Here is a 24,733-nt window from a genome sequence, read left to right as displayed (position 1 = left end):
CGCTCATAAACGGTCACAGGATCACGGCCACACACCCCGTGTCGCCCCCGTCCTCAGGAGCCGTGTCGTGAGCCGTACTTGGAGCAGAACGTCCCGTGTCATAGCCGGAACCGCCACCGCCCTCGCCGTTCTGACGGCCTGTGGCGGCGGTGCAGGCGGTACCGACGCCGCGTCGAACGGGCCCGTGACCATCACTTTCTGGGGCTGGGCCAAGGGCTCGAAGGACGTGGTCGACGCCTTCAACGCCTCCCACAAGAACATTCAGGTGAAGTTCGAGGAGATCCCCTCCGGCAACGCCGGCGGCTACGCCAAGATCTCCAACGCCGTCAAGGCGGGCAACGCGCCCGACCTGGTCTCCATCGAGTACCCCTCGCTCCCCGAGTTCGTCAGCTCCGGCGCCCTGCAGGACATCGGCGGCGAGTTCACCGAGGCCGACCGGAGCAAGCTGCTCCCCCAGGCGGTGGAGCTCACCACCCTCGGCGGCAAGACCTGGGCCGTCCCCTTCGACGCCGCCCCGCAGGCCTTCTACTACCGCAAGGACCTCTTCGCGAAGTACAAGGTCGAGGTCCCCACGACGTGGGACGCGTTCAAGGCCGCCGCGGAGAAGGTGAAGAAGGCCGACGCCAAGGCCCGTATCGCCACCTTCTTCCCCGACGACCCGACCACCTTCGAGGCGATGACCTGGCAGGCCGGCGCCCAGTGGTTCAAGGCCGAGAACGACACCTGGAAGATCAACACCACCGACCCGGCCACCACCAAGGTCGCCGACTACTGGCAGGGCCTGGTCGACGCCGACCTCGTCCACAAGAACGCCTCGTTCAGCCCCGAGTGGACCGGTTCGCTCAAGAACGGCACCACCATCGGCTACCTCGGCGCGTCCTGGGGCGCGGGCGTCCTCAAGGGCACCTTGCCCGAGCAGAACGGCAAGTGGGCCGTGGCGCCCGTGCCCAGCTGGGACGGCAAGCCCGCGAGCGGAATCCTCGGCGGCACCACCTTCGCCGTGACCAAGGACAGCAAGAAGACCGCGGCGGCCGTCGAGTTCGCCGAGTGGATGGCCACCACCGAGGCCGGCGTCAAGGCCCGTATCGCCTCCGGCACCTCCAGCGCCTTCCCCGCCGCGGCCGCGCTGCGCCCGGTCGCCAAGGCCGCTTTCGACGCGAGCTACTACGGCGGCCAGGACATCTACGCCCTCTTCGAGCAGTCCGCCGCCTCCATCAACCCGAACTGGACCTGGGGACCCACCACAGGCACCACCAACACGGCCATCAAGGACCAGTTCGGCAAGGTCACCAAGGGCGGCCCGACGATCGCCGACGCGATCAGGACCGGACACCAGGCGACGGTCGCCGAGCTCACGAAGCGCGGCCTGAAGGTCGAGGGCTGACCGGATGAACGCCCGCACCCGTGCCGCAGCGTTCCTGCTGACCCCCTTCTTCGCCCTGTTCGTCGCGGTGATGGTCGTGCCGATCGGATACGCGGTCTGGCTCAGCCTGTTCACCGAGAAGCAGTCGGGGCTGGGCTTCGGCGGCACCGAGACCGTCTTCAGCGGGCTCGACAACTACACCGCGGCACTGGGTGACCGGGCCTTCCGCGAGGGCTTCGGCGTACTGCTCGGATACTGCCTCTTCTACATTCCGCTGCTGCTCGCCGGGGCCCTCGGCCTCGCCCTCCTGCTCGACTCGGCGCTCGCCCGCGCCCGCCGCTTCTTCCAGCTCGCGCTCTTCCTGCCGCACGCCGTCCCCGGCATCATCGCCGCGCTGATCTGGGTCTACCTCTACACACCCCAACTCAGCCCGGTCGTGAAGGCGATGGAGGCCGGCGGGATCGGCTTCGACTTCTTCTCACCCGAAGGCGCACTGCCCTCCATCGTCAACATCGCGCTGTGGGAGTGGCTCGGCTACAACATGGTGATCTTCTACGCCGCCCTGCAGGCCATCGACCGCTCCGTCCTGGAGGCGGCCACCGTCGACGGCGCCGGCTCCTGGCGCATCGCCTTCAGCATCAAGATCCCGCTGATCCGCGCCTCGCTCCTGATGGTCTGCCTCTTCACGATCATCGGCTCCCTCCAGCTGTTCACCGAGCCGCTGATCCTCAACAAGGGAACGGGCTCCGCCGTCACCTCGACCTGGACGCCGAACATGTACGCCTACACCGCGGCCTTCGACCGCAACGACTACGGACTGGCCGCCGCCGCGTCCGTCCTGCTGGCCCTGACCGCGGCGCTGCTCTCCTTCGCCGTCACCCGACTGACCGGCCGCCGGAAGGGGAAGCGCGCATGAGCCCGTCCCGCACCCGCCCCACGAACGTCTGGCTCTCGAAGACCGCCGTCAACGGCGCGCTCGTCCTCGCCGTCGTCTACATGCTCTTCCCGCTCGTCTGGCTGCTGACCGCCGCCACCAAGGACGCGGGCGGCCTGCTGGCCGGCAACGCCTTCTCCTTCGAGGGCTTCGACCTCGGCGGGAACCTCTCGCGCCTCGCCGAGTACAACGACGGCATCTACTTCCACTGGTACGCCAACAGCCTGCTCTACGCGGGCCTGGGCGCCCTCGCCTGCTCCCTGGTCAGCGTCGCCGCGGGCTATGCCTTCGACAAGTACCACTTCCGGGGCAAGGAGAAGCTCTTCGGCCTCGTGCTCCTGGGCGTGCTCGTCCCCACCACTGCGCTCGCGCTGCCCATGTACCTCCTCGCCAGCGAGGTGGGCGTCGTCAACACGTACTGGGCCGTGCTGATCCCCGTCCTGGTCAACCCCTTCGGGGTCTACCTCTCCCGGGTCTTCAGCTCCGGCTACATCCCCGACGAGGCGCTGGAGGCCGCCCGCATCGACGGCGCGGGCGAGCTGCGCACCTTCTGGTCGATCGGTCTGCGCATGATCATGCCGGGCTTCGTGACCGTCTTCCTCTTCCAGTTCACCGCCATCTGGAACAACTTCTTCCTCCCTCTGGTGATGCTCTCGGACCAGAAGCTGTACCCGCTGAGCCTCGGTCTGTACGCGTGGAACAGCAACGCCCACGCGGAGCCCGACTTCTACCCCCTCGTCGTCACCGGATCCCTGCTCGCCGTCGTCCCACTCGTCGTCGCCTTCGTCTCCCTGCAGCGCCACTGGAAGGCCGGTCTGACCGCCGGCAGCGTCAAGTGAGGAGCCCGGGTTCCACGATGCACCCCGCCACTGACAACCACCCGTCCCTCCTGCTCTCCATGGGCCCCGGCGTCGCCGAACGGCTGCTGACCGACGCCCACCGCGCCCGACTCACCGCCCTCACCCGCACCGACGCCCACCTCGTCGCCCACGACCTCACCGCGCCCGGCCCGCGCGTCGCCGCCGCCCTCGCCGAGGCCGAGGTCCTCCTCACCTGCTGGGGCGCGCCACCCCTGACGGCCGCCGTCCTGGACCGCGCGCCCCGCCTCCGGGCGGTCGTCCACGCGGCCGGCTCGGTGAAGCACCACATCACGGACGCCTGTTGGAAGCGCGGCCTCGCGGTCACCTCCGCGGCGGCGGCCAACGCGCTTCCCGTCGCCGAGTACACGCTCGCCGCGATCCTCTTCGCGGGGAAGCGGATCCTCCCCTCCTCCCTGCGGTACGGGGCGGTCCGGGCCGACGACGCCTGGACGGCGGAGTCGGCGGCCTGGGGCAACTACCGGCGCACGGTCGGCCTGATCGGCGCCTCCCGGATCGGCCGCCGGGTCATCGACCTGCTGCGCCCCTTCGACTTCGAGGTGCTGCTGTACGACCCGTACATGGAGACGGCCGAGGCCCGCGCGCTCGGCGTGGAGCTGGTCGACCTCGACGCGCTGTGCGCCCGGAGCTCGATCGTCTCCGTCCACGCGCCGCAGCTCCCCGCCACGTACCGGATGATCGGCGCGCCGCAGCTGGCCTCGATGCCCGACGGCGCGACCCTGATCAACACCGCCCGCGGCTCCCTGATCGACGAGTCGGCCCTCCTCCCCCACCTGCGCCGAGGCCGGCTCCACGCGGTACTCGACGTCACGGACCCGGAGCTCCCTCCGCCGGACTCACCGCTCTGGACGCTGCCCAACGTCCTCCTCACCCCGCATGTGGCGGGCTCGTTGGGCAACGAGCTGCACCGGATGGCGGACCAGGCGCTGGAGGAGGTGGCGCGGTACGGCCGGGGGGAGCCGTTCGCGGATCCGGTCCGGCCGTCGGACCTGACACGCTCGGCCTGAAGGTCACCCCTCAACTGGTGTGCCTGTTGTGGGGATGATCCGAAGTGGATCGAGCCGTTCTCCAGGCCGCCAGTTGCCTGCTGCCGGGACCACGTATCGCGGGCGTATCGGAAATCGCATACGACACCGCAACGGGCCGCGGTCTCCAATGGCGGCATGAACCACAATCCATCCGTGTCGGCAGCGCCCCGCCGCACGCGCAGGATCGTGCTCCTCGGCCTGGCGATCCTCGGCCTGGCGAGCGGCCTGTTCGCCGTGCGGGGGCCGCTCATGATGTCCGCCCCGAGGTGCGTGGCGGGCCGGTGGCACGGCTGCTTCGACACCTTCAACGGCGTGGTGCTCATGACCTTGGTCGCGCTGCCGTTGGCCGCTCTGGTGGCGTGGGCTCTGGCGCTCCGTCGGCGTGCCGCCGGCGTCACATCGGCGTGGCGGTTGTCGCTGGCCGAGGTGGGCATGGTCCACGGGACGCTGCCGTTCCTCTGGATGACCATGATGCCGGGCGGCGGGGCCGGCACCGTCCCCGCCCGGGTGAGCCTCGTACCGCTGCGGGACCTGGTCACGATGGGGACCCTCGGGATCGTCGGCAATCTGCTGGTCTTCGCGGCGCTGGGCTTCTTCGCCCCGATGCGGTTCGCGGCGCTCGCCTCCGTTCCCCGGATCCTGGCGCTCGGGGCGGGCTGCTCGGTCCTGGTCGAAACCGCGCAGTACGTGCTGCGGCTCGACCGGGTGTCCTCCGTGGACGACGTGCTGGTCAACGCCGCCGGCGCCGTACTGGCCGCGCTCGCCTCGCGCCGCTGGTGGCGCACGACGGCGCAAGCGCCGTCGGACCGGCCTCGCCCCGCGCTGGCGGCGGGCTGAGTCGCGTGTCCGGTGTGCACACGTCTTCGCATACGTCGGCGATATGTTCCGCTGCTTAGGCTTCGGACATGCGCGTACTGATCGTGGAGGACGAGCCCTACCTGGCCGAAGCCGTCCGGGACGGTCTGCGGCTGGAGGCGATCGCCGCCGACATCGCCGGCGACGGCGACTCCGCCCTGGAACTGCTCGGCGTCCACTCCTACGACCTCGCGGTCCTCGACCGCGACATCCCCGGCCCCTCCGGCGACGAGGTCGCCCGGCGCATCGTCGCCTCCGGCAGCGGAATCCCCATCCTCATGCTCACCGCCGCCGACCGGATCGACGACAAGGCTTCCGGGTTCGGGCTCGGCGCCGACGACTACCTCACCAAACCGTTCGAGCTGCGGGAGCTCGTGCTGCGGCTGAGGGCGCTCGACCGCAGACGCGCGTACGCCCGGCCCCCGGTCCGCGAGATCGCGGGCCTGCGAGTCGACCCCTTCCGCCGGGAGGTCTTCCGCGACGGACGCTACGTCGCGCTCACCCGCAAACAGTTCGCCGTCCTCGAAGTCCTCGTCGCCGCCGAGGGCGGGGTCGTCAGCGCCGAAGAGCTGCTGGAACGGGCCTGGGACGAGAACGCCGATCCCCTCACCAACGCCGTGCGCATCACCGTCTCCGCACTGCGCAAACGGCTCGGCGAACCATGGATCATCGCCACGGTTCCGGGTGTCGGCTACCGCATCCGGACCGGCTCCGACACGACCCGCCCCGGCAGTACGCATGGATAGACGCCGAGGGCTCAGCGTCCGGCTGAAACTCACCCTCAGCTACGCCGGGTTCCTCGCCGTCGCCGGCGCTCTCCTGCTGGCCGTGGTGTGGGGGTTCCTGCTGCGCTACGTACCCGACAACCCCCAGGGGCTTCTCGGGGTCTCGCCCAACCGCTACCTCCTGGTGCGCACCTTCTTCCCCGCCGCGGCCGTGGCGATGGCCTTCCTGCTCGTGTTCGGCCTCGTCGGGGGATGGATCCTCGCGGGCCGGATGCTCGCACCGCTCACGCAGATCACGGACGCGGCCCGGATGGCCGGGAGCGGGTCGCTGTCCCACCGGATCCGCATGAAGGGCCGCCAGGACGAATTCCGCGAACTCTCCGACGCGTTCGACTCGATGCTCCGGCAACTCGAGTCGCACGTCGCCGAGCAGCAGAGGTTCGCCGCGAACGCCTCCCACGAACTGCGCACCCCGCTGGCCATCTCGCGGACGCTCCTCGACATCGCCCGCAAGGACCCCACACGGGACCTCGGCGAAGTCATCGAGCGGCTGCACACCGTCAACACACGGGCGATCGACCTCACCGAGGCCCTGCTGCTGCTCAGCCGCGGCGACAGCGGAAACTTCACCCGCGAGAGCGTCGATCTCTCCCTCGTCGCCGAGGAAGCCGCCGAAACGCTCCTTCCCCTCGCCGAACAGCGCCGGATCACGCTCGACGTCACCGGCGGGGCGGCCCGGACCAGCGGCTCGGCGGAGCTCCTGCTGCGGATGGTGACGAACCTCGTCCAGAACGCCGTCGTCCACAACCTCCCCGCCGGCGGCACCGTGACGGTCCACACAGAGGCGGAGGGCGACACGAGCGTGCTGCGGGTCGAGAACACGGGCCGGCCCCTCCCGCCGGACCTGGTACCGACCCTCACCGAACCCTTCCAGCGCGGAACGGAACGCGTACGTACCGACGAGCACGCGGGCGTCGGCCTCGGCCTGGCCATCGTGCACAGCATCGTCCGCGCCCATGACGGGACCCTCGACCTCGTCCCCCGCCCCGACGGCGGTCTCCTCGTCACGGTCCGGCTCCCCGGCATGCCGTAGGCATCGCGCGACCGACGGTCCGGTGCCGGGCGGAACGCGGCGGGCTCCGCCAACTCCTCTGCTTCCCCGCGCGCCTGCTGCACGGGCCCCGTGCTGCCAGGGCGGCCGGAGTCCCTGGTCCTAGACTGGAAGGGTCCCACCCGGTCCGGGAGGCGTCATGACATTCGTACAGATAATCGATTGCAAGACCAGCCGGTTCGACGATCTGAACCGGCTCATGGACAAGTGGGTCGAGCAGACCAAAGGCAAGCGGACGGCCAGCCACAGCGTCATCGGCAAGGACCGCTCCGACTCCGACCACCTCGTGGAGATCGTGGAGTTCCCCTCCTACGAGGTGGCGATGACCAACTCACAGCTTCCCGAGACCGATCGCATCTTCCGGGAGATGGTCGCGCTCTGTGACGAGATGCCGACGTTCACGGACCTGGACATCGTGCGGGACATCCAGCTGTACAAGTCGAACTCCCGCCGCTTCTTCGAGCTCATTTCCTCCGAGGGCGAGCTTCCGCCGCTCGACGAGGTGCTCGCGGAGGGGTTCCACGACCACGATCCGACCACCGAGCAGGATGTCATCGGCATGGACGCGGTCCGCCGCCAGGTGGAGATGTGGCGCGGTGGTTTCGACTTCGGCTTCACGATCCACGACCAGATCGCCGAGGGCGACAGGGTGTGCACGCGGTGGACCTGGCTGGGCACCCACACCGGCGACTTCATGGGGCTCCAGCCCACCGGCATGAAGGTCTCCATGACCGGTACGACCATCCACCAGTTCCGTCAGGACGGGAAGATGGCGGAGGGGTGGTGGCAGTACGACCTGCTCGGGCTCATGGGGCAGCTCGGCGCCGTGGAGGCGTAGGGCAGCCCGAGATGTTCCCGGGAAACACCGAGGCCCGGTGCCCCCGCGACGGGGACACCGGGCCTCGGCTCTCAGCCGGGTGCCTCAGTGGGAGTGGCCGTGGCCGTGGCCCGCGTCCGCCGGCTCCTCTTCCTTCTTCTCCACCACGAGGGTCTCGGTGGTGAGGAGGAGGGAGGCGATCGAGGCGGCGTTCTCCAGCGCGGAGCGCGTCACCTTCACCGGGTCGATGACGCCGGCCTTGACCAGGTCGCCGTACTCGCCGGTGGCGGCGTTGAAGCCCTGGCCCTTGTCGAGCTCGGCGACCTTCGAGGTGATGACGTAGCCCTCGAGGCCGGCGTTCTCGGCGATCCAGCGCAGCGGCTCGACGGCGGCCTTGCGGACGACCGCGACACCGGTGGCCTCGTCGCCGGTCTTGCCGAGGTTGCCCTCGAGGACCTTGACGGCGTGGACCAGAGCGGAGCCACCACCGGAGACGATGCCCTCCTCGACCGCGGCGCGGGTCGCGGAGATGGCGTCCTCCAGACGGTGCTTCTTCTCCTTCAGCTCCACCTCGGTGGCGGCGCCGACCTTGATCACGCACACGCCGCCGGCCAGCTTCGCGAGGCGCTCCTGGAGCTTCTCGCGGTCCCAGTCGGAGTCCGTGGACTCGATCTCGGCCTTGATCTGGTTGACGCGACCCGCGAGCTCGTCGGCGTTGCCGCCGCCCTCGACGATGGTGGTGTCGTCCTTGGTGATCGTCACGCGACGGGCGGTGCCCAGCACGTCCAGACCGGCCTGGTCGAGCTTGAGGCCGACCTCCTCGGCGATGACGGTGGCACCGGTGAGGGTGGCCATGTCGCCGAGCATCGCCTTGCGGCGGTCGCCGAAGCCCGGGGCCTTGACGGCCACGGCGTTGAACGTGCCACGGATCTTGTTGACGACCAGGGTCGACAGGGCCTCGCCCTCGACGTCCTCGGCGATGATCAGCAGCGGCTTGGAGGAGCCGGCCTGGATGACCTTCTCGAGGAGCGGCAGCAGGTCCTGGATCGAGGAGATCTTGCCCTGGTGGATCAGGATGTACGGGTCGTCGAGGACGGCCTCCATACGCTCCTGGTCGGTCACCATGTACGGGGACAGGTAGCCCTTGTCGAAGGCCATGCCCTCGGTGAAGTCGAGCTCCAGGCCGAAGGTGTTGGACTCCTCGACGGTGATGACACCGTCCTTGCCGACCTTGTCCATCGCCTCGGCGATGAGCTCGCCGACCTGCTGGTCCTGCGCGGAGAGCGCGGCCACGGCGGCGATGTCGGACTTGTCCTCGATCGGACGGGCGGTCGCGAGCAGCTCGTCGGAGACGGCCTTGACCGCGGCGTCGATGCCCTTCTTCAGGGCGGCCGGGGAGGCACCGGCGGCGACGTTCTTCAGACCCTCGCGGACGAGCGCCTGGGCGAGCACGGTGGCGGTGGTGGTGCCGTCACCCGCGATGTCGTTGGTCTTGGTCGCCACCTCCTTCACCAGCTGGGCACCGAGGTTCTCGTACGGGTCCTCGATCTCGACCTCGCGGGCGATCGTGACACCGTCGTTGGTGATGGTGGGGGCGCCGAACTTCTTGTCGATGACGACGTTGCGACCCTTGGGGCCGATCGTCACCTTCACCGTGTCGGCAAGCTTGTTGACGCCGCGCTCAAGGGCGCGACGGGCGTCCTCGTCGAACTTCAGGATCTTCGCCATGGGAGCGATTCAGCCCTCTCGGAATTCGTGGTGTAACTGGTGAAACGAACTGCGCCCCGGACGCCCGGTGCGGGGTCAGGGGCGCAGCTCAAAGCATCTGCTTCGGCACTTCGGTGAATTACTTCTCGACGATCGCGAGCACGTCGCGAGCCGAGAGGACGAGGTACTCCTCGCCGTTGTACTTCACCTCGGTGCCGCCGTACTTGCTGTACAGCACGATGTCGCCGGCCTTCACGTCGAGCGGCAGGCGCTCGCCGTTCTCGAAGCGGCCCGGGCCCACGGCCAGGACGACGCCCTCCTGGGGCTTCTCCTTGGCGGTGTCCGGGATGACCAGGCCAGAGGCCGTGGTCTGCTCGGCGTCGAGCGGCTGGACCACGATGCGGTCCTCGAGCGGCTTGATGGCAACCTTGGAGCTGGTGGTCGTCACGATCCGACCTCCCCCTTCGGAGATCTCACGGGGTTAACTGTCTGAGGTGGCGACCAGGTGGATCCGTCGTCGCGGGTGCCGGACCTGCCCGTCGCTGTGTTGGCACTCTCCAGTGGGGAGTGCCAGAGCCGAGACTATGACTGCGATTAGCACTCGGTCAAGCGGAGTGCCAATTCAGTGCGGTGTGGCGGCCGGCTTCAGCGCGACGCGACGCTCGGCGCCGGTGCGGCCGGACGCTCGGCCGCCGGTACGAGAACGGCGCCGGGGGCACGATCGTTCCGGACCGCCCGGTCCCGGGCCGCCTGCTTCCGAACCCGCTCCCGAAGGTCCGGCAGGTCCCCGTCCAGGCCCCCGCCGCCCACCCGCTCCGCCGCCTTCCGGCCCAGGCGCTCGATCGGGTCGACCGACGAGGCGCACCCCGTCACCCCCAGGAGCGCGCCGGCGAGCGCGAGACCGGTCGCCAGCCGGCGCGCCCCGGTCACACGTAGTCCTCGAGCTTCGCGACCGCGTACCCCTTGGCGGTGATCGTCTTCATCACGCGCCGGATCATGTCCGCCATGGAGCCCTTCCAGTCCTCCTTGCCCCGGAAGTGCGTGAGCACGATGTCGCCGGGGTGCAGGTCCCGGTCCCACTCACGCCACTCCATCCGGTCGGGGAACGCCTCGGAGGCCCAGAGCGGGACCGCCTTGACCCCGCACGTCCTGGCCGCGCGCAGGGTGTCCTCGTTGTAGTTGCCGTAGGGCGGGCGGAAGAGCGGCGGCCGCTTCCCGTACCGCTCCTCGATGACGTCCTGCATCCCGCAGATCTCGCGCTTCTGCTTGGCGTACGAAAGCCCGGGCAGATAGCGGTGGTTGAGGGTGTGGTTGTGCAGCGAGACGCCGGCGTCCTGCATCTTCTCGAAATAGCCGTAGTCGTCCTTGACGACGTAGTCGCTCAGGAAGGCGCTGTACGGGATCTGCAGCTCGCTCATCATCCGCAGCAGTTCGGGGTCCTTCTCCGCGCCGTCGTCGATCGTCAGGAAGACGACCTTCTCCTTGGTCGGCACGGTGGTGAAGACGGGCGGCAACCCCTCGCCGTCGGTCTCGAAGCCCTTGCGGGTGGTGATCTTCGGCTTCACCTTGGGCGGGGCCGGGGCGTCCAGCGGGGGCCGGTCGAGGCCCCACTTCTTGGCGGCGAGCACGCGGGCGGCACGCTGCTTGCGGACCTTCTCGACGTACGCGTCGAGAGCTCCCGCGGCGCCCTGCGCCTGGGGCTGCCCGGCGGCGGGCTTCGCGGGCTCCTTGCGCGCTTGGCCGGTCTCGCCGGACGGTCCGGCACAGGCCGAGGCGAGCGCGGCGACGACCAGGACCGCGCCCACCGACCGTCTGAGACGATGCGGGCGAGGCGTCCCCAATGAAGGCATCTGTTCCTTTTGTCGTACTAGCTGCATGGCGCCGCATCCTGTCAGCGCCGACCTCTCACGGACCCCCGACACCGCCGCCCGGACGCACACCATCCCCCGGCTGGCCCACAATGGGACGGGTGACCGACCTCGCCGCCTTCGCCGCCCTGCACACCCCCGAGGGCCAGACGCTGCTCGCCGCCCTGCGCGACTACGACCCCGCCCAGGAACTGGCGGTCGCCTCACGGCTGCGCCGTGAGCACCCCGCCGAGCTGGTCTCCGCGGCCCTCGGGCAGGCCCGGCTGCGCCAGCGCGCGGTGGCGAAGTTCGGCGCCGAGGACGCGCACCGGATGTACTTCACGCCCAACGGCGTCGAGCAGTCGACCCGGGCGACGGTCGGGGCCTACCGCGCCGAGCGGTTCCGGGCGCTCGGGGTGCGCGGCGTCGCCGACCTCTGCGGCGGGATCGGCGGGGACGCGATCGCCCTCGCCCGGGCCGGGATCTCCGTCCTGGCCGTGGACCGCGACCCGCTGACGGCCGAGGTCGCCCGCGCGAACGCCGAGGCGCTCGGTCTCGCCGACCTGATCGAGGTCCGGTGCGCGGACGTGACCGAGATCGACACGAGCCCGTACGACGCCGTCTTCGTGGACCCGGCGCGGCGCGGCGGGAGGGGGCGGATCTTCGACCCCGAGGCGTACTCGCCGCCGCTCTCCTGGGCGGTCGAGGCCGCCCGCAAGGCCCCGCACGCGGCGCTGAAGATCGCCCCGGGCGTCCCGCACGAGGCGGTGCCGGAGGAGGCCGAGGCGGAGTGGATCTCGGACGGCGGGGACGTGAAGGAGGCCGTGCTGTGGTTCGGCACCGCCCCCGGCGTCCGCCGCGCCACGCTGCTGCCCGCCGGCACGAGCCTGACCGGCCGCGGTCTCCCCGACCCCGCGCCGCGCCCGGTCGGCCGCTACCTCTACGAGCCGGACGGCGCGGTCATCCGCGCCCATCTCGTCGCCGAGGTCGCCGAGGAGCTGGACGGAGGCCTGATCGACGAGACGATCGCCTACATCACGGCGGACGCGCTCACCCCCACGCCGTGGGCCACCGCATACGAGATCACCGACGAACTCCCCTTCAACCTGAAGAAGTTGAAGGCCTTGCTGCGCGAACGCGAGGTCGGCACGCTGACGGTGAAGAAGCGCGGCTCGGCGGTCGAACCGGAGGAGATCCGCCGCAGGATCAAGCCCAAGGGCCCGAACTCCGCCACGGTCTTCCTGACCCGTGTCGCGGGCGCGCCGACGATGCTGATCGGCGGCCCGGCGAAGGCCTAGGGGTGTCGCAAGGCCCCGGCGTCGCAAGGCCCGGCGCCACGCGGCACCGGCCGACGCGCTCCACCGAACCGGCCTACCGCACGGGTCGGATCGCCACGCCAGCCGTGGCCTTCGCCTAGGCCACCAGCCGCACCGCGAGCCGGTAGTGCCCCACCGCCCTCGTCACGCCGATCAGGCCGCAGATCCACGACCCCAGCGCGGCGCCCATCAGATAGACGACCGTGCCGTAGCCGCCGAGTCCCGGGCCGACGAGCTCGGCGGGCGCGGCGAAGGAGAGCCAGAGGCCCGCCGCGCACATCAGGAACGAGAGCACCAGCCAGACGGCGCTGAGCACCGGCTCGCGGAGCCGGGCGTCGCCCACCGGGTCCTGGTCCAACGCGGCCCAGTGCAGCAGCCGTTCGCGGGCCACCCGGTCCCGTCGGACATCACGGGCCAGGAAGTACACGGCGGGGACCAGGGCGCCGAGCCCGAGGACCACGAGCGGGACCGCGAACATCACCGAGAGCGGGTCGATCGCCTCGTCGAAGCCGATGATCCCGGCCCCACAGAGCCCCCAGCCCACCTGAAGGGTCGCGGCCCACGCGAGGAGGACGCCCAGCCGCGCCCCGCCGATCAGACGGTGGTTGAGTTCGCCCATCGCCCGGGCCCGGTCGGCCAGTCGGGCCTCGCGGTCGGGCCAGCTCCGAATCTCGACGGACGGCGGGGGCGGGGGCAGTGGGAAGCGACCGGACATATGGTCGAGCCTATCGACAGCCCAGGTCGGTCACTGCGGCGGCCGTTCCGCCTCCCGGGCACGACCGAGGAGGAGTTCCCGCTCCCGTTCGTTGCGGGTCAGCGAGGCCGCCCGCTCGAACTCGGCGCGGGCCTCGGCCGGCCGGCCGAGCCGTTCCAGCAGGTCTCCGCGGACGCTCGGCAGCAAGTGGTACCCCGCCAGGGCGGGTTCCTCCGCCAGCGCGTCGACGAGGGCGAGGCCCGCCTCCGGGCCCTCGGCCATCGAGACGGCGACCGCGCGGTTCAACTCGACCACCGGGGAGGGCGCGAGGGCCGCGAGGCGCCCGTACAGCGCGGCGATCGTCCGCCAGTCCGTGTCCTCGTACGCCGGCGCCTTCGCATGGCAGGCGGCGATCGCGGCCTGGAGCGCGTATGGACCGTACGTACCGCCCTCGCCCGCCCGCCCGAGCGCCTCGAAGCCGCGCAGGATCAGCCGCCGGTCCCAGCGGCTGCGGTTCTGGTCGGCGAGGAGGACCGGCTGCCCGTCCGGTCCGGTCCGGGCCCCGGCGCGGGACGCCTGGATCTCCAACAGGGCGGCCAGGCCGTGGACTTCGCCCTCCTTCGGCATCAGCCCGGCGAGCACCCTCGCCAGCCGCAGCGCGTCCTCGCACAGCGCCGGCCGCAGCAGGTCGTCGCCCGCCGTCGCCGCGTACCCCTCGTTGAAGATCAGGTAGATGACCTCGAGGACGGAGCCGAGCCGGGCCGCCCGGTCCTCCCCGTAGGGCACCTCGAACTCCACGCCCGCCTTCGCCAGCGACCGCTTCGCCCGCACGATCCGCTGCGCGACCGTCGACTCCGGTACGAGGAAGGCGCGGGCGATCTCGTCCGTGCGCAGCCCGCCGAGCAGCCGCAGGGTCAGCGCGGTCCGCGCCTCGGCGGAGAGCACCGGGTGGCAGGCGGTGAAGATCAGCCGCAGCAGGTCGTCGTCGATGTCGTCGGGACAGGAGGGCTCGGGGTCGTACGTCTCCTCGGTGAGCTCGCGGCCCACCTCCGCGAGCTTGCGCTCGTACGTCTCACGGCGCCGTACGAGATCGACGGCGCGGTTCTTGGCGGCGGCCGTCAGCCAGGCCCCCGGCCGCTCCGGGACGCCCGTCCGCGGCCACTGCTCCAGGGCGGCGACCAGCGCGTCCTGGGCGATCTCCTCGGCGATGCCGACGTCGCGGACGATCCGCGCCACGGTCGCGATGATCCGCGGCGACTCCATCCGGAAGACCGTCTCGACGGCGGCGGGGGCGGGTGCGGTCATGGATCCACCATGACAGCACCCGCCCCGGCGATGCCTACATCTCTTCGATCTCGCGGACCTCGCAGGTCACCTTCCACTGCGGCGGGTGAATCTCCAGGAACCGCTTCGACCACTCGATCGCCTCGGCGATGTCCCGGCACTGGGTGATCGAGTAGCCGCCGACGACCTCCTTGGTCTCGGTGAACGGGCCGTCGGTGGTGGCGATCTTCCCGCCCTCCCAGATGACGCGGGTGGCCTCGGAGGTCGGCTTCAGGCCGGCCGTCTCCAGCATCACGCCGGCCTTGGTGATCTCCTCGAACAGCGCGCCCATGCGCTCGTCGAAGCCGGGGTCGGCGTCCTCCAGGGCGAAGGCGCCCTCTTCGATGCGGATCATCGTCAGGTAGCGGGGCATGGCCTGTCTCCTTGCGTGGCGGGCGGGGCCTTTCCCCGCCTTTCACTCATACGTCGAACGGGCCGGGCCCACATCGACACCACGCGGAGGGAATTTCTCAGACGTAGTCCTCCAGGCGGGCGACCGTGAAGCCCTGCTCCTGGATGTGGCGCAGCATGTCGGCCGTCATCCTGGTCATCGTCGTGCCCTTGAGCTCGGACGGACCGCGGAAGTGCGCCAGGATGATGTCGCCGGGGTGCAGCTTCTTGTCCCCGCGCTGGTACTGCATGTTCTTGATCTGCATCGACTCGCGCCACAGCACGATCGCGTCCACCCCGCACGTGCCGGCGGCGGCGCGGGTGTCCTCGTTCCAGTTGCCGTACGGCGGGCGGAAGAGCCGCGGGTTCGTGCCGTACTCCTTCGCCAGCTTCGTCTGCTGGCCGCATATCTCCCGGCTCTGGGCGGCCCGGCCGAGGGTGCGCAGGTTCGGGTGGGTGAGGGTGTGGTTGGCGACGCCGTTGCCGAGCGCGGCGAGCGGCTTGAAGTAGCCGTAGTCGGTGCGTATCGCGGAGTCGGTGAGGAACATCGTCACCGGGACCTTGAGGTCCTTCATCATCCGCACGAACTCCGGGTCCTTCTCCGCCCCGTCGTCGATGGTGATGAAGACGATCTTGTCCTGCGTCGGTATGTCGCTGATGACGGGGACCGGGCCGCCCGGCTGCCGCTTCACGGGCTTGGTCCGCGGCGGGGCGGGCGGGGCGGCGAAGGGCTTCAGGCCCCACTTCCGGTACGCGGCCGCGGTCTCGGCGGCCTGGTCGGGAGCCCCGTCGGGGCCTTTGCCCTCGGCGGGGGCCGTCGTGGGCGCGGACGGTTTCACGGGGGCGGTGTCCGCCCCCGCGGTGCCGCCGCAGCCCGTCACCAGCAGTGCGGCGGCGGTCAGCGCCGCCCAGGTCACGATCTTCTTGTCCACGGCGTGAGTCACGCCGTGGATGATGGCGAAAGCGGCCGGGAGGTTGCCTCAGTCGACGGACTCGAAGCGCCAGCGGTGCACCGGCCGGGTGATCAGGTCCGCGGCCGGCTCGGGCAGCTCGGGCAGCTCGGCGTCGGGTGCCGGGGCGTCCCACCAGGTCAGCACGAGCACCCGGTCCTGCGGGGCCCGGAAGGTCTCGCGCCGCAGCGGCTCGTACGGAAGCTCCTGCGCCCGCGCCCACTCCAGGAGTTCGGCGCCCCGGCCCTGGACCGCCCGGGCCTCCCACATGAGCGTGAGGATCACGAGTAGAGGTTCTCCTTGCTGATCTCGTGCACGTGGTCGTGGTCGTGGCCGTGACCGTGTGCGCCCGGCACGTGCGGGTCGGTCACCGGGAGCGACGAGTCCGCCGACAGCTCCAGGTCGGAGGCCGGCCGGTTGCGGGCCACCATCTCGGCGCCCAGCGCCGCCACCATCGCGCCGTTGTCCGTGCAGAGCCCCGGCCGCGGCACCCGCAGCCGGATCCCCGCCCGCTCGCACCGCTCCTGGGCCAGCGCCCGCAGCCGCGAGTTGGCCGCGACCCCGCCGCCGATCATCAGGTGGTCGACGCCCTCGTCCTTGCAGGCCCGGACGGCCTTGCGGGTCAGCACGTCGACGACGGCCTCCTGGAAGGACGCGGCCACGTCCCGTACCGGCACCTCCTCGCCCGCCGCGCGCTTGGCCTCGATCCAGCGGGCCACGGCGGTCTTGAGACCGGAGAAGGAGAAGTCGTACGCGGGGTCCTTCGAGCCGCTCAGACCGCGCGGGAAGGCGATCGCCTTCGGGTCGCCCTCCCGGGCGAGCCGGTCGATGACCGGACCGCCGGGGAAGCCGAGGTCGAGGACGCGCGCGATCTTGTCGAAGGCCTCGCCTGCCGCGTCGTCGATGGTGGCGCCCATCGGCCGGACGTCGGCGGTGATGTCGGGCGCGAGCAGCAGCGAGGAGTGGCCACCGGAGACGAGCAGCGCCATCGTCGGCTCGGGCAGCGGGCCGTGCTCCAGCTGGTCGACACAGATGTGCGAGGCGAGGTGGTTCACGCCGTACAGCGGCTTGCCGAGCGCGTACGCGTACGCCTTCGCGGCCGAGACGCCGACGAGCAGCGCCCCCGCGAGGCCGGGGCCGGCCGTCACCGCGATGCCGTCGAGGTCGCGGGCGGAGATCCCGGCGTCCTTCAGGGCGCGCTCGATGGTCGGGACCATCGCCTCCAGATGGGCGCGGGAGGCGATCTCGGGGACGACTCCGCCGAAGCGGGCGTGGGTGTCCACGCTGGAGGCGACCGCGTCCGCGAGCAGGGTCGTGCCGCGGACGATGCCGACCCCGGTCTCGTCGCAGGAGGTCTCGATGCCGAGTACGAGGGGTTCGTCAGCAGCCATCAGAATCAGTCTCTGTTCCTTGAACGGTCAGTCGCATCACGAGCGCGTCGACGTTGCCCGGCTGGTAGTAGCCGCGCCGGAAGCCGATGGGCTCGAAGCCGAAGCGCTCGTACAGCTTCTGGGCCCGGGTGTTGTCCACCCGCACCTCCAGCAGCACCTCCTCGCACTCGAAGGCGGTGGCGTGCTGGAGCAGATCGGTGAGCAGCCGGGCGCCGAGCCCGGTCCCCCACTGGTCGCGGGCGACGGCGATCGTCTGGACGTCGCCGAGGCCGCCGGCGGCGGCGAGCCCGGCGTAGCCGACGAGCTTCCCCCGCTCCTCGGCGACGATGTAGCGGCGGGTGGCCCTGGGCCCGCGGGCGTGGGCCAGCTCGGACCAGAACATGCCCTCGGACCAGGCGTCCTCGGGAAACAGCTCGTGTTCGAGCACGAGCACCGGCTCGATGTCCCACCAGCGCATCTCGCGCAGCGTCGCGGACGTCACGGCGGTCACTGGGGCGTGACCACCTTGTAGTTCTTCGGCACCTGGGCGTCGGGGCGGCGCAGGTACATCGGCAGCGGGTCGAGGAAGTCGGCGCCCGCCGCGAGCCGTTCCGCCGCCAGGGCGGCCAGGGCGCCCGCGGACTGGTGCTCGGGGTCGCGGGCGTCCGGGAAGACCTCGGGATAGAGACGCGCCCCGGCGCCGACGACCGGGAGTCCGGCGACCTGTCCGGCGATCTCGGCCGGCCGGTCGACGGCCGCGTCGGTCAGGCGCGTACGGGAGTTCTCGTACCGCGCCCAGTAGACCTCCTTGCGGCGCGCGTCCGTCGCGACGACGAACGGCTCCTCGATCCCGGAGGCGTACGCGAGCCCGTCCAGCGTGCACAGACCGTGCACGGGCACGCCGAGCGCGGAGGAGAAGGTCGCGGCGGTGACCAGACCGACCCGCAGTCCGGTGTACGGCCCCGGTCCGACGCCGACCACCAGGCCGGTGACCGCGTCGAGCTTCAGCCCGGCCTCCTTGAGGACCCGGTCGACGGCGGGCAGCAGCAGCTCCCCGTGGCGGCGGGCGTCGACCTGCCGCGACTCGGCGACGACGGATTCGCCGTCGTGGAGGGCGACGGTGACGGCGGGCGTGGCGGTATCCATGGCGAGCAAGAGCACGCAAACAGCCTACGGCTCCCGGCAGCCGGGCACGGCGCCCCGTCCCACCCTCCCGTGGCTGCTACCGTCACCATCGATACATACGTACGGGAGGTTGGCACGGTGGCAAGGAGCAGCTCGGGATTCGTGGCCGGGCTCACCGCGGCGGCGGTCGCCGCCGTCGCCTTCCTCGCCTACCAGGCGTCGGCGAACGCGCCCGCGGACGTCTCGGCCAAGCCGAGGATCCCGGCGTCGGCCCCTTCCTCCACCCCGACCGGCGGCCCCCAGAAGCCCGCCAAGGACCCCCTCGCCGTCCCGGCGAACTCGGGCAGCGGTGCGCGCGTGGTGTACGCGCTGACCGAGCGCCGGGTGTGGCTGGTGGACGCGAAGGGCCAGGCCACGCACACCTTCTCGGTGATGCCGAGCACGGTGAACCCGGCACCGGGGTCGTACACCGTGAGCTCGCGCTCGGGTCAGGTGACCGGCTCGGACGGCGTGCAGATCGAGCACGTGGTGCGGTTCGCGACCGTGCAGGACGTGTCGGTCGGCTTCAGCGCGGCGGTCGACGGCTCGCTCCCGACGCCGGACCCGGAGCGGAAGACCGGCGGCATCCGGATGAAGCGGGCGGACGGCGACGCGATGTGGACGTTCGCGGCGATCGGCGCGAAGGTCGTCGTCGTCGCGTAGCGACGCCGCCGCGTCGCCCGTACGGGGCCACGCGAGCACCCACCCTTGACGCGCTTGCGCGGGCCGCGGCGAACCCGAGCTGGTTACCGGCCCCGCGGCGAACTCGGCGCGCTTACACGACTCCGACGCGAACCCGACGTGGCTTCGCGCACCCGCGGCGCTCTCGACGTGACTACGCGCCCTGCCCACTCTCAGCGTGTGCGCGCGACTCCGCGGCGAACTCGACGTGGCTTCGGGAGCCGCAGCGAACCCGAGGTGGCTGCTAGGCGGCCCCGCGGCGCCCTCGGCGTGCTTTACGCGACCCCTGCGGCATGCGGCCTCGTAGCCCTGCGCGCCCTCGGCGCGCCTACGCGGCCTCGCGGTGGACGGTGTTGTCCCGCTCCTCGCTCCGCTCGGTCTCGTACGCGCCGTGGGCGGCTTCCCGTTCCGTCTCGCGCGGGGGTGTCGACACCGCGCTCGCCGCGGCACAGGAGGCCAGCAGCTCACTCATCGAGATGCGCTCTTCCGCGCGCTCGCGCTCTGGCGTCGCCATGCATGCCTCCCGTAGGTTAGGTACACCTAACCAGCTCGTGCATCCATGTCACCACGGCTCGTACGACCGACGCAACATCTTGCCGACACCTTGTCGGAACCTACGTACGTTCAGCTCAGCGCGAGGTCCTCGTCCGCCCATCGCGTGCCGATCCCGCGCAGCACGACGGTGCGCCGGTCGTCGTCCGTGTCGCCGACGACCCGGTGGATCAGCACGTGCAGCCGGTCGTCCGTCAGCTCCTCGACCTTGCCGTCACCCCACTCCACGACGACCACGGAATCGGGCAGCGAGACGTCCAGGTCGAGGTCCTCCATCTCGTCGAGACCGCCGCCGAGGCGGTACGCGTCGACGTGGACGAGGGCGGGTCCACCGACGAGGGACGGGTGGACGCGGGCGATGACGAAGGTCGGGGAGGTGACGGCGCCACGCACGCCGAGGCCCTCTCCCAGGCCGCGGGTCAGCGTCGTCTTCCCGGCGCCGAGTTCACCGGTGAGCATGACGAGGTCGCCGGGGCGGAGCAGCTTGGCCAGGCGACGGCCGATCTCCTGCATCTCCTCGGGGGAGTCGATGTCGAGGGTGGCGGCGGAGTGCGGTTCAGCGGAGTGCTGTTCTTCCATACGAGCCATACCTGCCAACCTAACTGCTCCCGGAACCCGCCTTCGCCGCCTTCACGGGCACCGCGCCGACCTTCGCCAGGAGGTCGGCGAGCCGGTCCGTCACCGCCTCGGGGTGCTCCAGCATCACCAGATGGCCGCCGTCGTCCACGATGACCAGCTCCGCCTCCGGCAGCAGGTCGGCGATGGCCTCGGTGTGCGCGCTGGGGGTGACCAGATCGCGGTCCCCCGCGAGGGCGAGCACCGGGATCTCGCGGAAGACCTCCAGCGCCGCCGCCTTGTCGTGCTCGGCGAAGGCCGGATAGAACTCCGCGACCACGTCGATCGGTGTCGCCTCGATCATCCGCTCGGCGAACCGGGCGATCGCCGGATCGACGTCACGTGACGAGAAGGAGTACTTCTTGATCAGCCCGGCGAACAGATCGGCGGTGGCCCGGCGGCCCCGCTCGACGAGCTCCGCCTGCGAGCCGAGCGCCTTGAGCACCCCGGGCAGGACGCGGCGCACCGCGTTGACCCCGGCGGACGGCAGCCCGTAGTTGACCTCGCCGAGCCGGCCGGCCGAGGTGCCGACGAAGGCCACGCCGACGACCCGGTCACGGATCAGCTCCGGGTACCTGTCGGCGAGCGCCATGATCGTCATGCCGCCCATCGAGTGCCCGACGAGGACCAGCGGGCCCTCGGGCGCGGCCGTGTCGATGACGGCCTTGAGGTCGCGGCCGAGCTGGTCGATGGAGACGGGGACGCCGTCGGGCCCGGACTGGGCGACCCCGCGGGCCGAGCGTCCGTGGCTGCGCTGGTCCCAGTACACGGTACGGACGAGGCCGCGCAGCGCCGCCCGCTGGAAGTGCCAGGAGTCCTGGCCGAGGCAGTAGCCGTGGCTGAAGACGACGGTGACGGGCGCGGGGGGCTTGCGGCCGAAGAGCCGCCGACGACGCGGGGCGGGCGGGTCCGGCTCGACCTCGTCGATCTCGTAGTACAGCGCGGTGCCGTCGTCGGCGAGCGCCTTGCCGGGGGCCCCGCGCAGGGAGCCGTAGGGGGCGGAGGCGTCGAGGGCGAGCCGTGCCCTCTGCCGCATGCCGCGCCCGACGGTGACCCGCTCGATGGCGACGCCGGCCGCCGCGCCGGCGGCGATGACGCCTATCGCGGCACCGGCGAGCCCGGCACGCCGCCAGTTGTCGGTGCTGGACTCGCTCACTGCCGCTCCCCTGGTCCCTGGTCGGTCGGTGCTATTACCCGTTCAGATAGACGCGCGGGACGCGCGCTCCGATGCGGGTGACGATCTCGTACGCGATGGTGTCGGCGGCCTCGGCCCAGTCCTGGGCGGTGGGCTCGCCCCGGTCGCCGGGGCCGAAGAGCACGGCCTCGGTGCCGGGGGCGGGCTCGTCCCCGTCGAGATCGACGACGAACTGGTCCATGGCGACCCGGCCGGCGACGGTACGGACCTTGTCGCCGACGAGGACGGGCCCGCGGCCGGAGGCGTGGCGCGGGATGCCGTCGGCGTATCCGACGGGCACGAGACCGAGGGTGGTCTCGTGGCCGGTGACGTAGTGGTGGCCGTAGCTGACGCCGTGCCCTTCGGGGACCTGCTTGATCAGCGCGACGCTCGCCTTGAGCGTCATCACGGGGCGCAGGCCGAAGTCGGCGGAGGTGCCGAGCTCGGGGCTGGGCGAGACGCCGTACATGGCGATGCCGGGCCGCACGAGGTCGAAGTGGGTCTCGGGGAGCGTGAGGGTGGCCGGGGAGTTGGCGAGGTGCCGGACCTCGGGCTCGACGCCGGCCTTCTCCGCGTAGTCGAGCATCGAGCGGAAGACGTCGAGCTGGGAGGCGATGGAGGGGTGGCCGGGCTCGTCGGCGCAGGCGAGGTGCGACCAGAGGCCGGTGATCGTCACCAGCCCGTCCTTCTCGGCCTTGAGGGCCTCGCCGACGAGCTGGGGCCAGTCGGCGGGCTGGCAGCCGTTGCGGCCGAGGCCGGTGTCGGCCTTGAGCTGGATACGCGCCCGCTTGCCCGTGTCGCGGGCGGCTTCCCGGACCTCGTCCAGGGCCCACATCCCGCTCACGGTCATGTCGAGGCCGGCCTCGATGCCCTCGGCCCAGGGGTCGCCGGGGGTCCAGAGCCAGCACAGGATCCGCGCGTCGGTGATCCCGGCGGCGCGCAGGGCGAGCGCCTCGTGGGGGGTCGCGGTGCCGAGCCAGTCGGCGCCCGCGTCGAGGGCGGCGCGGGCGCAGCGGATCGCGCCGTGTCCGTACGCGTCCGCCTTGACCACGGCCATCACCTGGACGTGGGGCGCGACGCGGGCGCGCAGCGTGCGGACGTTCGCACGCAGCGCACCGAGGTCGATCTCGGCGCGGGCTCTGCGGGGCGGCGGTGTCTCAGTCATCGCGCCCAGTCTCTCAGGTGTCGGCTCCGAGCCGCCCCAGGCCACTTCCGGGAAGCCCGAGCGGCTCACGGGCGAGTCCCGCCACGCCCCGGAGGAGCAAGGCCCCGGGGCTTCCCAGCGCCACGCCCGAGTGGCCGAGCGGCTCGCGAGCGACCCCGGCCGCTTCCGGGGAGGCCCAGTGACTACGGAGCGACTCCCGCCACGCCCCGGAGGAGCAAGGCCCCGGGGCTTCCCAGCGCCACGCCCCGAGTGGCCGAGCGGCTCGCGATCGACCCCGGCCACGCCCCGGAGGAGCGAAGCTCCGGGGCGAGCGGCTCCCCCGCGACCCCGGCCGTTTTCCGCGAGGGCACGCCGCGCCATGTGCCCCAACGCCCCCCGCTACGCCATCACGTCACGCCACGCGTCCGGCAGGGCCGCCGCCACGTCGCCCGCTGCGATCGGCGCGCCTGCCGATGCGCGGCGGGCCGCCAGGCCGTGGAGGTAGGCGGCCACCGAGGCCGCGTCCATGGCGCGCAGGCCCGCCGCCAGCAGGGAGCCCGCCAGGCCCGACAGGACGTCACCGCTGCCCGCCGTCGCCAGCCACGACGTCCCCGTCGGGTTCACCCGTACCGGACCCGAATCCTCCGCCACCAGCGTCGTCGACCCCTTCAGGAGCACCGTCGCCCCGTACCGCGCCGCCAGCTCCCGTACCGCCGACAGCCGTTCCGACTCCACCTCCGCACGCGACACGCCGAGCAGCGCCGCCGCCTCCCCCGCGTGCGGGGTGAGCAGCGTCGGGGCCGTGCGCCCCCGCACCACCGACGCGTCCAGCTCCCGCAGCCCGTCCGCGTCCACCAGGACGGGTACGTCCGAGGCGAGGACGTCCGCGACCCCCGGCCCGTCGCCGAGCCCCGGCCCGACGACCCACGCCTGCACCCGCCCCGCCTTCGCCGGCGGCCCCGAGTGCACCAGGGTCTCCGGGAAGCGCGCGATCACCGCGTCGGCCGCCGGCCCCACGTACCGCACCGCCCCCGCCCCGCCGCGCAGCGCGCCGGCCACCGCCAGCACCGCCGCGCCCGGGTACCGCGCGGAGCCGGCGACCACGCCCACGACACCCCGCCGGTACTTGTCGCTCTCCGCGCCGGGCGCGGGCAACATCCCCGCCACGTCCTCGTGTTGGAGCGCCTGCAGCTCCGGCACGGACGGCAGGTACTCCCCGAGGCCGATGTCCACGAGCCGCAGCGCGCCCGCGTACTCCCGCGCCGGATCGATCAGCAGCCCCGGCTTGTACGCCCCGAACGTGACCGTCGCGTCCGCCCGCAACGCCTCCCCGGCGACCGTCCCCGAGTCCGCGTCCACCCCGCTCGGCAGGTCGACGGCGACCACGGCCGCGTCGGAGCCGCGCGCCGCCCGCGCCACCGGTACGGCGTCCGGCCTCAGCCCGCCGCGCCCGCCGATGCCGGTGATCCCGTCGAGTACGAGATCGGCGGCCGCCAGCGCCTCGTACGGGTCATCCGTCACCCGCCCCCCGGCCGCCAGCAGCGCCGCGAGACCGCGCTCGTGGGCCCGCGAGCCCAGCAGGACGGCCGTCACCCCGGCCCCGCGGCGCGCCAGCCGCGCCCCCGCGTAGAGCGCGTCGCCCCCGTTGTCCCCGCTGCCCACGAGCAGGACGGCCCTCGCCCCGTACACATGGCCGCGGCCGAGCAGCGAGAAGCAGGCGGCGGCGAGCCCCGCCGCCGCCCGTTGCATGAGCGCGTCCTGGGGCAACGTCGCCATCAGCTCGGCCTCGGCGGCCCGTACGGTCTCCACGCGGTAAGCGGTACGCATGTCCCGCAGTCTGCCGCACCCGTCGAGCGGTACACCTCAAGCCGCGCACACCTCAAGCCACCGCCCGGAGGCGAAGGTTGACGCTCTCCCGGCCGCCCTCGCGGCCCTGAGCCCGGCCGGGCTCGGAGCCGTGGCTCTGGTCCTGTCCCGCCGACGCGCAGACGGCCGGCGCCCTAGGCGGCAGGCGCCCCTAGGCGGGCGGCGAAGCTCGCGCGAACCGGCCGTCCCCCGGTACGCGCGGAGCCCCGTGGCCCGGCCACCATCGGCC

Annotated in this window: 27 protein-coding genes; 10 read left to right on the top strand and 17 right to left on the bottom strand. The window is 71.9% G+C overall.

The genetic code is table 11. From position 1 onward, the window contains the following. Positions 1-67: 67 nt before the first annotated feature. The 8 genes from ACFVZW_RS28880 (at position 68) to ACFVZW_RS28845 (ending at position 7,732) form a co-directional block, all read left to right on the top strand. Positions 68-1,384 carry an ABC transporter substrate-binding protein gene (locus ACFVZW_RS28880; protein WP_384527142.1) on the top strand — a complete coding sequence of 439 codons (1,317 nt, stop codon included), beginning with the start codon at positions 68-70 and terminating at the stop codon, positions 1,382-1,384. A 4-nt stretch (positions 1,385-1,388) separates the two neighbouring features. After that, the gene (locus ACFVZW_RS28875; protein ID WP_384527139.1) at positions 1,389-2,279 is read left to right on the top strand and encodes a carbohydrate ABC transporter permease; all 891 of its coding nucleotides are present in this window, start codon (positions 1,389-1,391) and stop codon (positions 2,277-2,279) included. Beyond that, positions 2,276-3,136, top strand: a complete 861-nt coding sequence (locus ACFVZW_RS28870) for a carbohydrate ABC transporter permease (RefSeq protein ID WP_384527136.1) — start codon at positions 2,276-2,278, stop codon at positions 3,134-3,136. The genes ACFVZW_RS28875 and ACFVZW_RS28870 overlap by 4 nt, the downstream gene beginning before the upstream one ends. Before the next feature lie 17 nt (positions 3,137-3,153). Further along, positions 3,154-4,182, top strand: a complete 1,029-nt coding sequence (locus tag ACFVZW_RS28865; RefSeq protein ID WP_384527133.1) for a hydroxyacid dehydrogenase — start codon at positions 3,154-3,156, stop codon at positions 4,180-4,182. Between the two features lie 156 nt (positions 4,183-4,338). After that, positions 4,339-5,040 carry a VanZ family protein gene (locus ACFVZW_RS28860; protein ID WP_384527130.1) on the top strand — a complete coding sequence of 234 codons (702 nt, stop codon included), beginning with the start codon at positions 4,339-4,341 and terminating at the stop codon, positions 5,038-5,040. Positions 5,041-5,108: 68 nt separating this feature from the next. Beyond that, complete coding sequence (locus ACFVZW_RS28855) at positions 5,109-5,804, top strand: response regulator transcription factor (RefSeq protein ID WP_384527127.1); 696 nt, start codon at positions 5,109-5,111, stop codon at positions 5,802-5,804. Beyond that, on the top strand, positions 5,797-6,876 hold the full coding sequence (locus ACFVZW_RS28850) for a sensor histidine kinase (RefSeq protein ID WP_384527124.1): 1,080 nt from the start codon (positions 5,797-5,799) through the stop codon (positions 6,874-6,876). Before ACFVZW_RS28855 ends, ACFVZW_RS28850 begins: the two co-directional genes overlap by 8 nt. Positions 6,877-7,033: 157 nt before the next feature. Next, a complete protein-coding gene (locus ACFVZW_RS28845; RefSeq protein ID WP_384527121.1) occupies positions 7,034-7,732 on the top strand; it encodes an ester cyclase in 699 nt (232 codons plus the stop codon). 84 nt (positions 7,733-7,816) lie between these two features. Here the strand turns inward: ACFVZW_RS28845 and groL are convergent, their stop codons facing one another. From groL to ACFVZW_RS28825, 4 genes are all read right to left on the bottom strand, one after another. Then, a complete protein-coding gene (gene groL, locus ACFVZW_RS28840; protein WP_384527118.1) occupies positions 7,817-9,439 on the bottom strand; it encodes a chaperonin GroEL in 1,623 nt (540 codons plus the stop codon). A 118-nt stretch (positions 9,440-9,557) separates the two neighbouring features. Further along, positions 9,558-9,866, bottom strand: coding sequence for a co-chaperone GroES (gene groES / locus ACFVZW_RS28835; RefSeq protein WP_362362055.1), 309 nt, complete (start codon positions 9,864-9,866; stop codon positions 9,558-9,560). Between the two features lie 197 nt (positions 9,867-10,063). Then, positions 10,064-10,348, bottom strand: a complete 285-nt coding sequence (locus ACFVZW_RS28830; protein WP_384527116.1) for a hypothetical protein — start codon at positions 10,346-10,348, stop codon at positions 10,064-10,066. Further along, entirely contained in the window at positions 10,345-11,295 is a 951-nt protein-coding gene (locus ACFVZW_RS28825; protein WP_384527114.1) for a polysaccharide deacetylase family protein, read from the bottom strand. The genes ACFVZW_RS28830 and ACFVZW_RS28825 overlap by 4 nt, the downstream gene beginning before the upstream one ends. 83 nt (positions 11,296-11,378) lie before the next feature. Between ACFVZW_RS28825 and ACFVZW_RS28820 the strand changes: the two genes are divergently transcribed. After that, positions 11,379-12,563 carry a methyltransferase domain-containing protein gene (locus ACFVZW_RS28820; protein ID WP_384527111.1) on the top strand — a complete coding sequence of 395 codons (1,185 nt, stop codon included), beginning with the start codon at positions 11,379-11,381 and terminating at the stop codon, positions 12,561-12,563. A gap of 115 nt (positions 12,564-12,678) precedes the next feature. Here the strand turns inward: ACFVZW_RS28820 and ACFVZW_RS28815 are convergent, their stop codons facing one another. From ACFVZW_RS28815 to tsaB, 8 genes are all read right to left on the bottom strand, one after another. Beyond that, complete coding sequence (locus tag ACFVZW_RS28815) at positions 12,679-13,296, bottom strand: hypothetical protein (RefSeq protein ID WP_384527109.1); 618 nt, start codon at positions 13,294-13,296, stop codon at positions 12,679-12,681. Positions 13,297-13,326: 30 nt separating this feature from the next. Further along, positions 13,327-14,580, bottom strand: coding sequence for an RNA polymerase sigma factor (locus tag ACFVZW_RS28810; RefSeq protein WP_384527106.1), 1,254 nt, complete (start codon positions 14,578-14,580; stop codon positions 13,327-13,329). A 34-nt stretch (positions 14,581-14,614) separates the two neighbouring features. Beyond that, on the bottom strand, positions 14,615-14,971 hold the full coding sequence (locus tag ACFVZW_RS28805) for a YciI family protein (protein ID WP_384527103.1): 357 nt from the start codon (positions 14,969-14,971) through the stop codon (positions 14,615-14,617). Between the two features lie 97 nt (positions 14,972-15,068). Beyond that, on the bottom strand, positions 15,069-15,932 hold the full coding sequence (locus tag ACFVZW_RS28800) for a polysaccharide deacetylase family protein (protein WP_384527101.1): 864 nt from the start codon (positions 15,930-15,932) through the stop codon (positions 15,069-15,071). A 36-nt stretch (positions 15,933-15,968) separates the two neighbouring features. Further along, on the bottom strand, positions 15,969-16,223 hold the full coding sequence (locus tag ACFVZW_RS28795; protein ID WP_376436515.1) for a hypothetical protein: 255 nt from the start codon (positions 16,221-16,223) through the stop codon (positions 15,969-15,971). Further along, positions 16,220-17,329, bottom strand: coding sequence for a tRNA (adenosine(37)-N6)-threonylcarbamoyltransferase complex transferase subunit TsaD (tsaD, locus tag ACFVZW_RS28790; RefSeq protein ID WP_384527098.1), 1,110 nt, complete (start codon positions 17,327-17,329; stop codon positions 16,220-16,222). The genes ACFVZW_RS28795 and tsaD overlap by 4 nt, the downstream gene beginning before the upstream one ends. Continuing rightward, positions 17,319-17,786: a ribosomal protein S18-alanine N-acetyltransferase gene (gene rimI, locus ACFVZW_RS28785; RefSeq protein ID WP_384527169.1), complete on the bottom strand. Its 468-nt coding sequence runs from the start codon at positions 17,784-17,786 to the stop codon at positions 17,319-17,321. Before rimI ends, tsaD begins: the two co-directional genes overlap by 11 nt. Positions 17,787-17,815: 29 nt before the next feature. Next, positions 17,816-18,469 carry a tRNA (adenosine(37)-N6)-threonylcarbamoyltransferase complex dimerization subunit type 1 TsaB gene (tsaB, locus tag ACFVZW_RS28780; protein ID WP_384527095.1) on the bottom strand — a complete coding sequence of 218 codons (654 nt, stop codon included), beginning with the start codon at positions 18,467-18,469 and terminating at the stop codon, positions 17,816-17,818. Between the two features lie 126 nt (positions 18,470-18,595). Here tsaB and ACFVZW_RS28775 point away from each other — a divergent pair, with 126 nt between their 5' ends. Beyond that, on the top strand, positions 18,596-19,135 hold the full coding sequence (locus tag ACFVZW_RS28775; RefSeq protein WP_384527166.1) for a hypothetical protein: 540 nt from the start codon (positions 18,596-18,598) through the stop codon (positions 19,133-19,135). A 346-nt stretch (positions 19,136-19,481) separates the two neighbouring features. Here the strand turns inward: ACFVZW_RS28775 and ACFVZW_RS28770 are convergent, their stop codons facing one another. From ACFVZW_RS28770 to ACFVZW_RS28750, 5 genes are all read right to left on the bottom strand, one after another. Next, positions 19,482-19,667, bottom strand: coding sequence for a hypothetical protein (locus ACFVZW_RS28770; protein ID WP_384527092.1), 186 nt, complete (start codon positions 19,665-19,667; stop codon positions 19,482-19,484). A 110-nt stretch (positions 19,668-19,777) separates the two neighbouring features. Beyond that, positions 19,778-20,284 (bottom strand): tRNA (adenosine(37)-N6)-threonylcarbamoyltransferase complex ATPase subunit type 1 TsaE, encoded by a 507-nt coding sequence (tsaE, locus tag ACFVZW_RS28765; RefSeq protein ID WP_384527163.1) that lies wholly within the window; start codon positions 20,282-20,284, stop codon positions 19,778-19,780. 19 nt (positions 20,285-20,303) lie between these two features. Then, the gene (locus ACFVZW_RS28760) at positions 20,304-21,476 is read right to left on the bottom strand and encodes an alpha/beta fold hydrolase (protein WP_384527089.1); all 1,173 of its coding nucleotides are present in this window, start codon (positions 21,474-21,476) and stop codon (positions 20,304-20,306) included. Between the two features lie 34 nt (positions 21,477-21,510). Continuing rightward, positions 21,511-22,659 (bottom strand): alanine racemase, encoded by a 1,149-nt coding sequence (alr, locus tag ACFVZW_RS28755; protein ID WP_384527086.1) that lies wholly within the window; start codon positions 22,657-22,659, stop codon positions 21,511-21,513. Between the two features lie 378 nt (positions 22,660-23,037). Then, positions 23,038-24,465 carry an NAD(P)H-hydrate dehydratase gene (locus tag ACFVZW_RS28750; RefSeq protein WP_384527083.1) on the bottom strand — a complete coding sequence of 476 codons (1,428 nt, stop codon included), beginning with the start codon at positions 24,463-24,465 and terminating at the stop codon, positions 23,038-23,040. Positions 24,466-24,733: the final 268 nt, after the last annotated feature.

The sequence above is a fragment of the Streptomyces sp. NPDC059567 genome, assembly GCF_042735655.1.
Taxonomy (GTDB): domain Bacteria; phylum Actinomycetota; class Actinomycetes; order Streptomycetales; family Streptomycetaceae; genus Streptomyces.
This window is presented reverse-complemented; position numbering and strand designations above follow the sequence as displayed.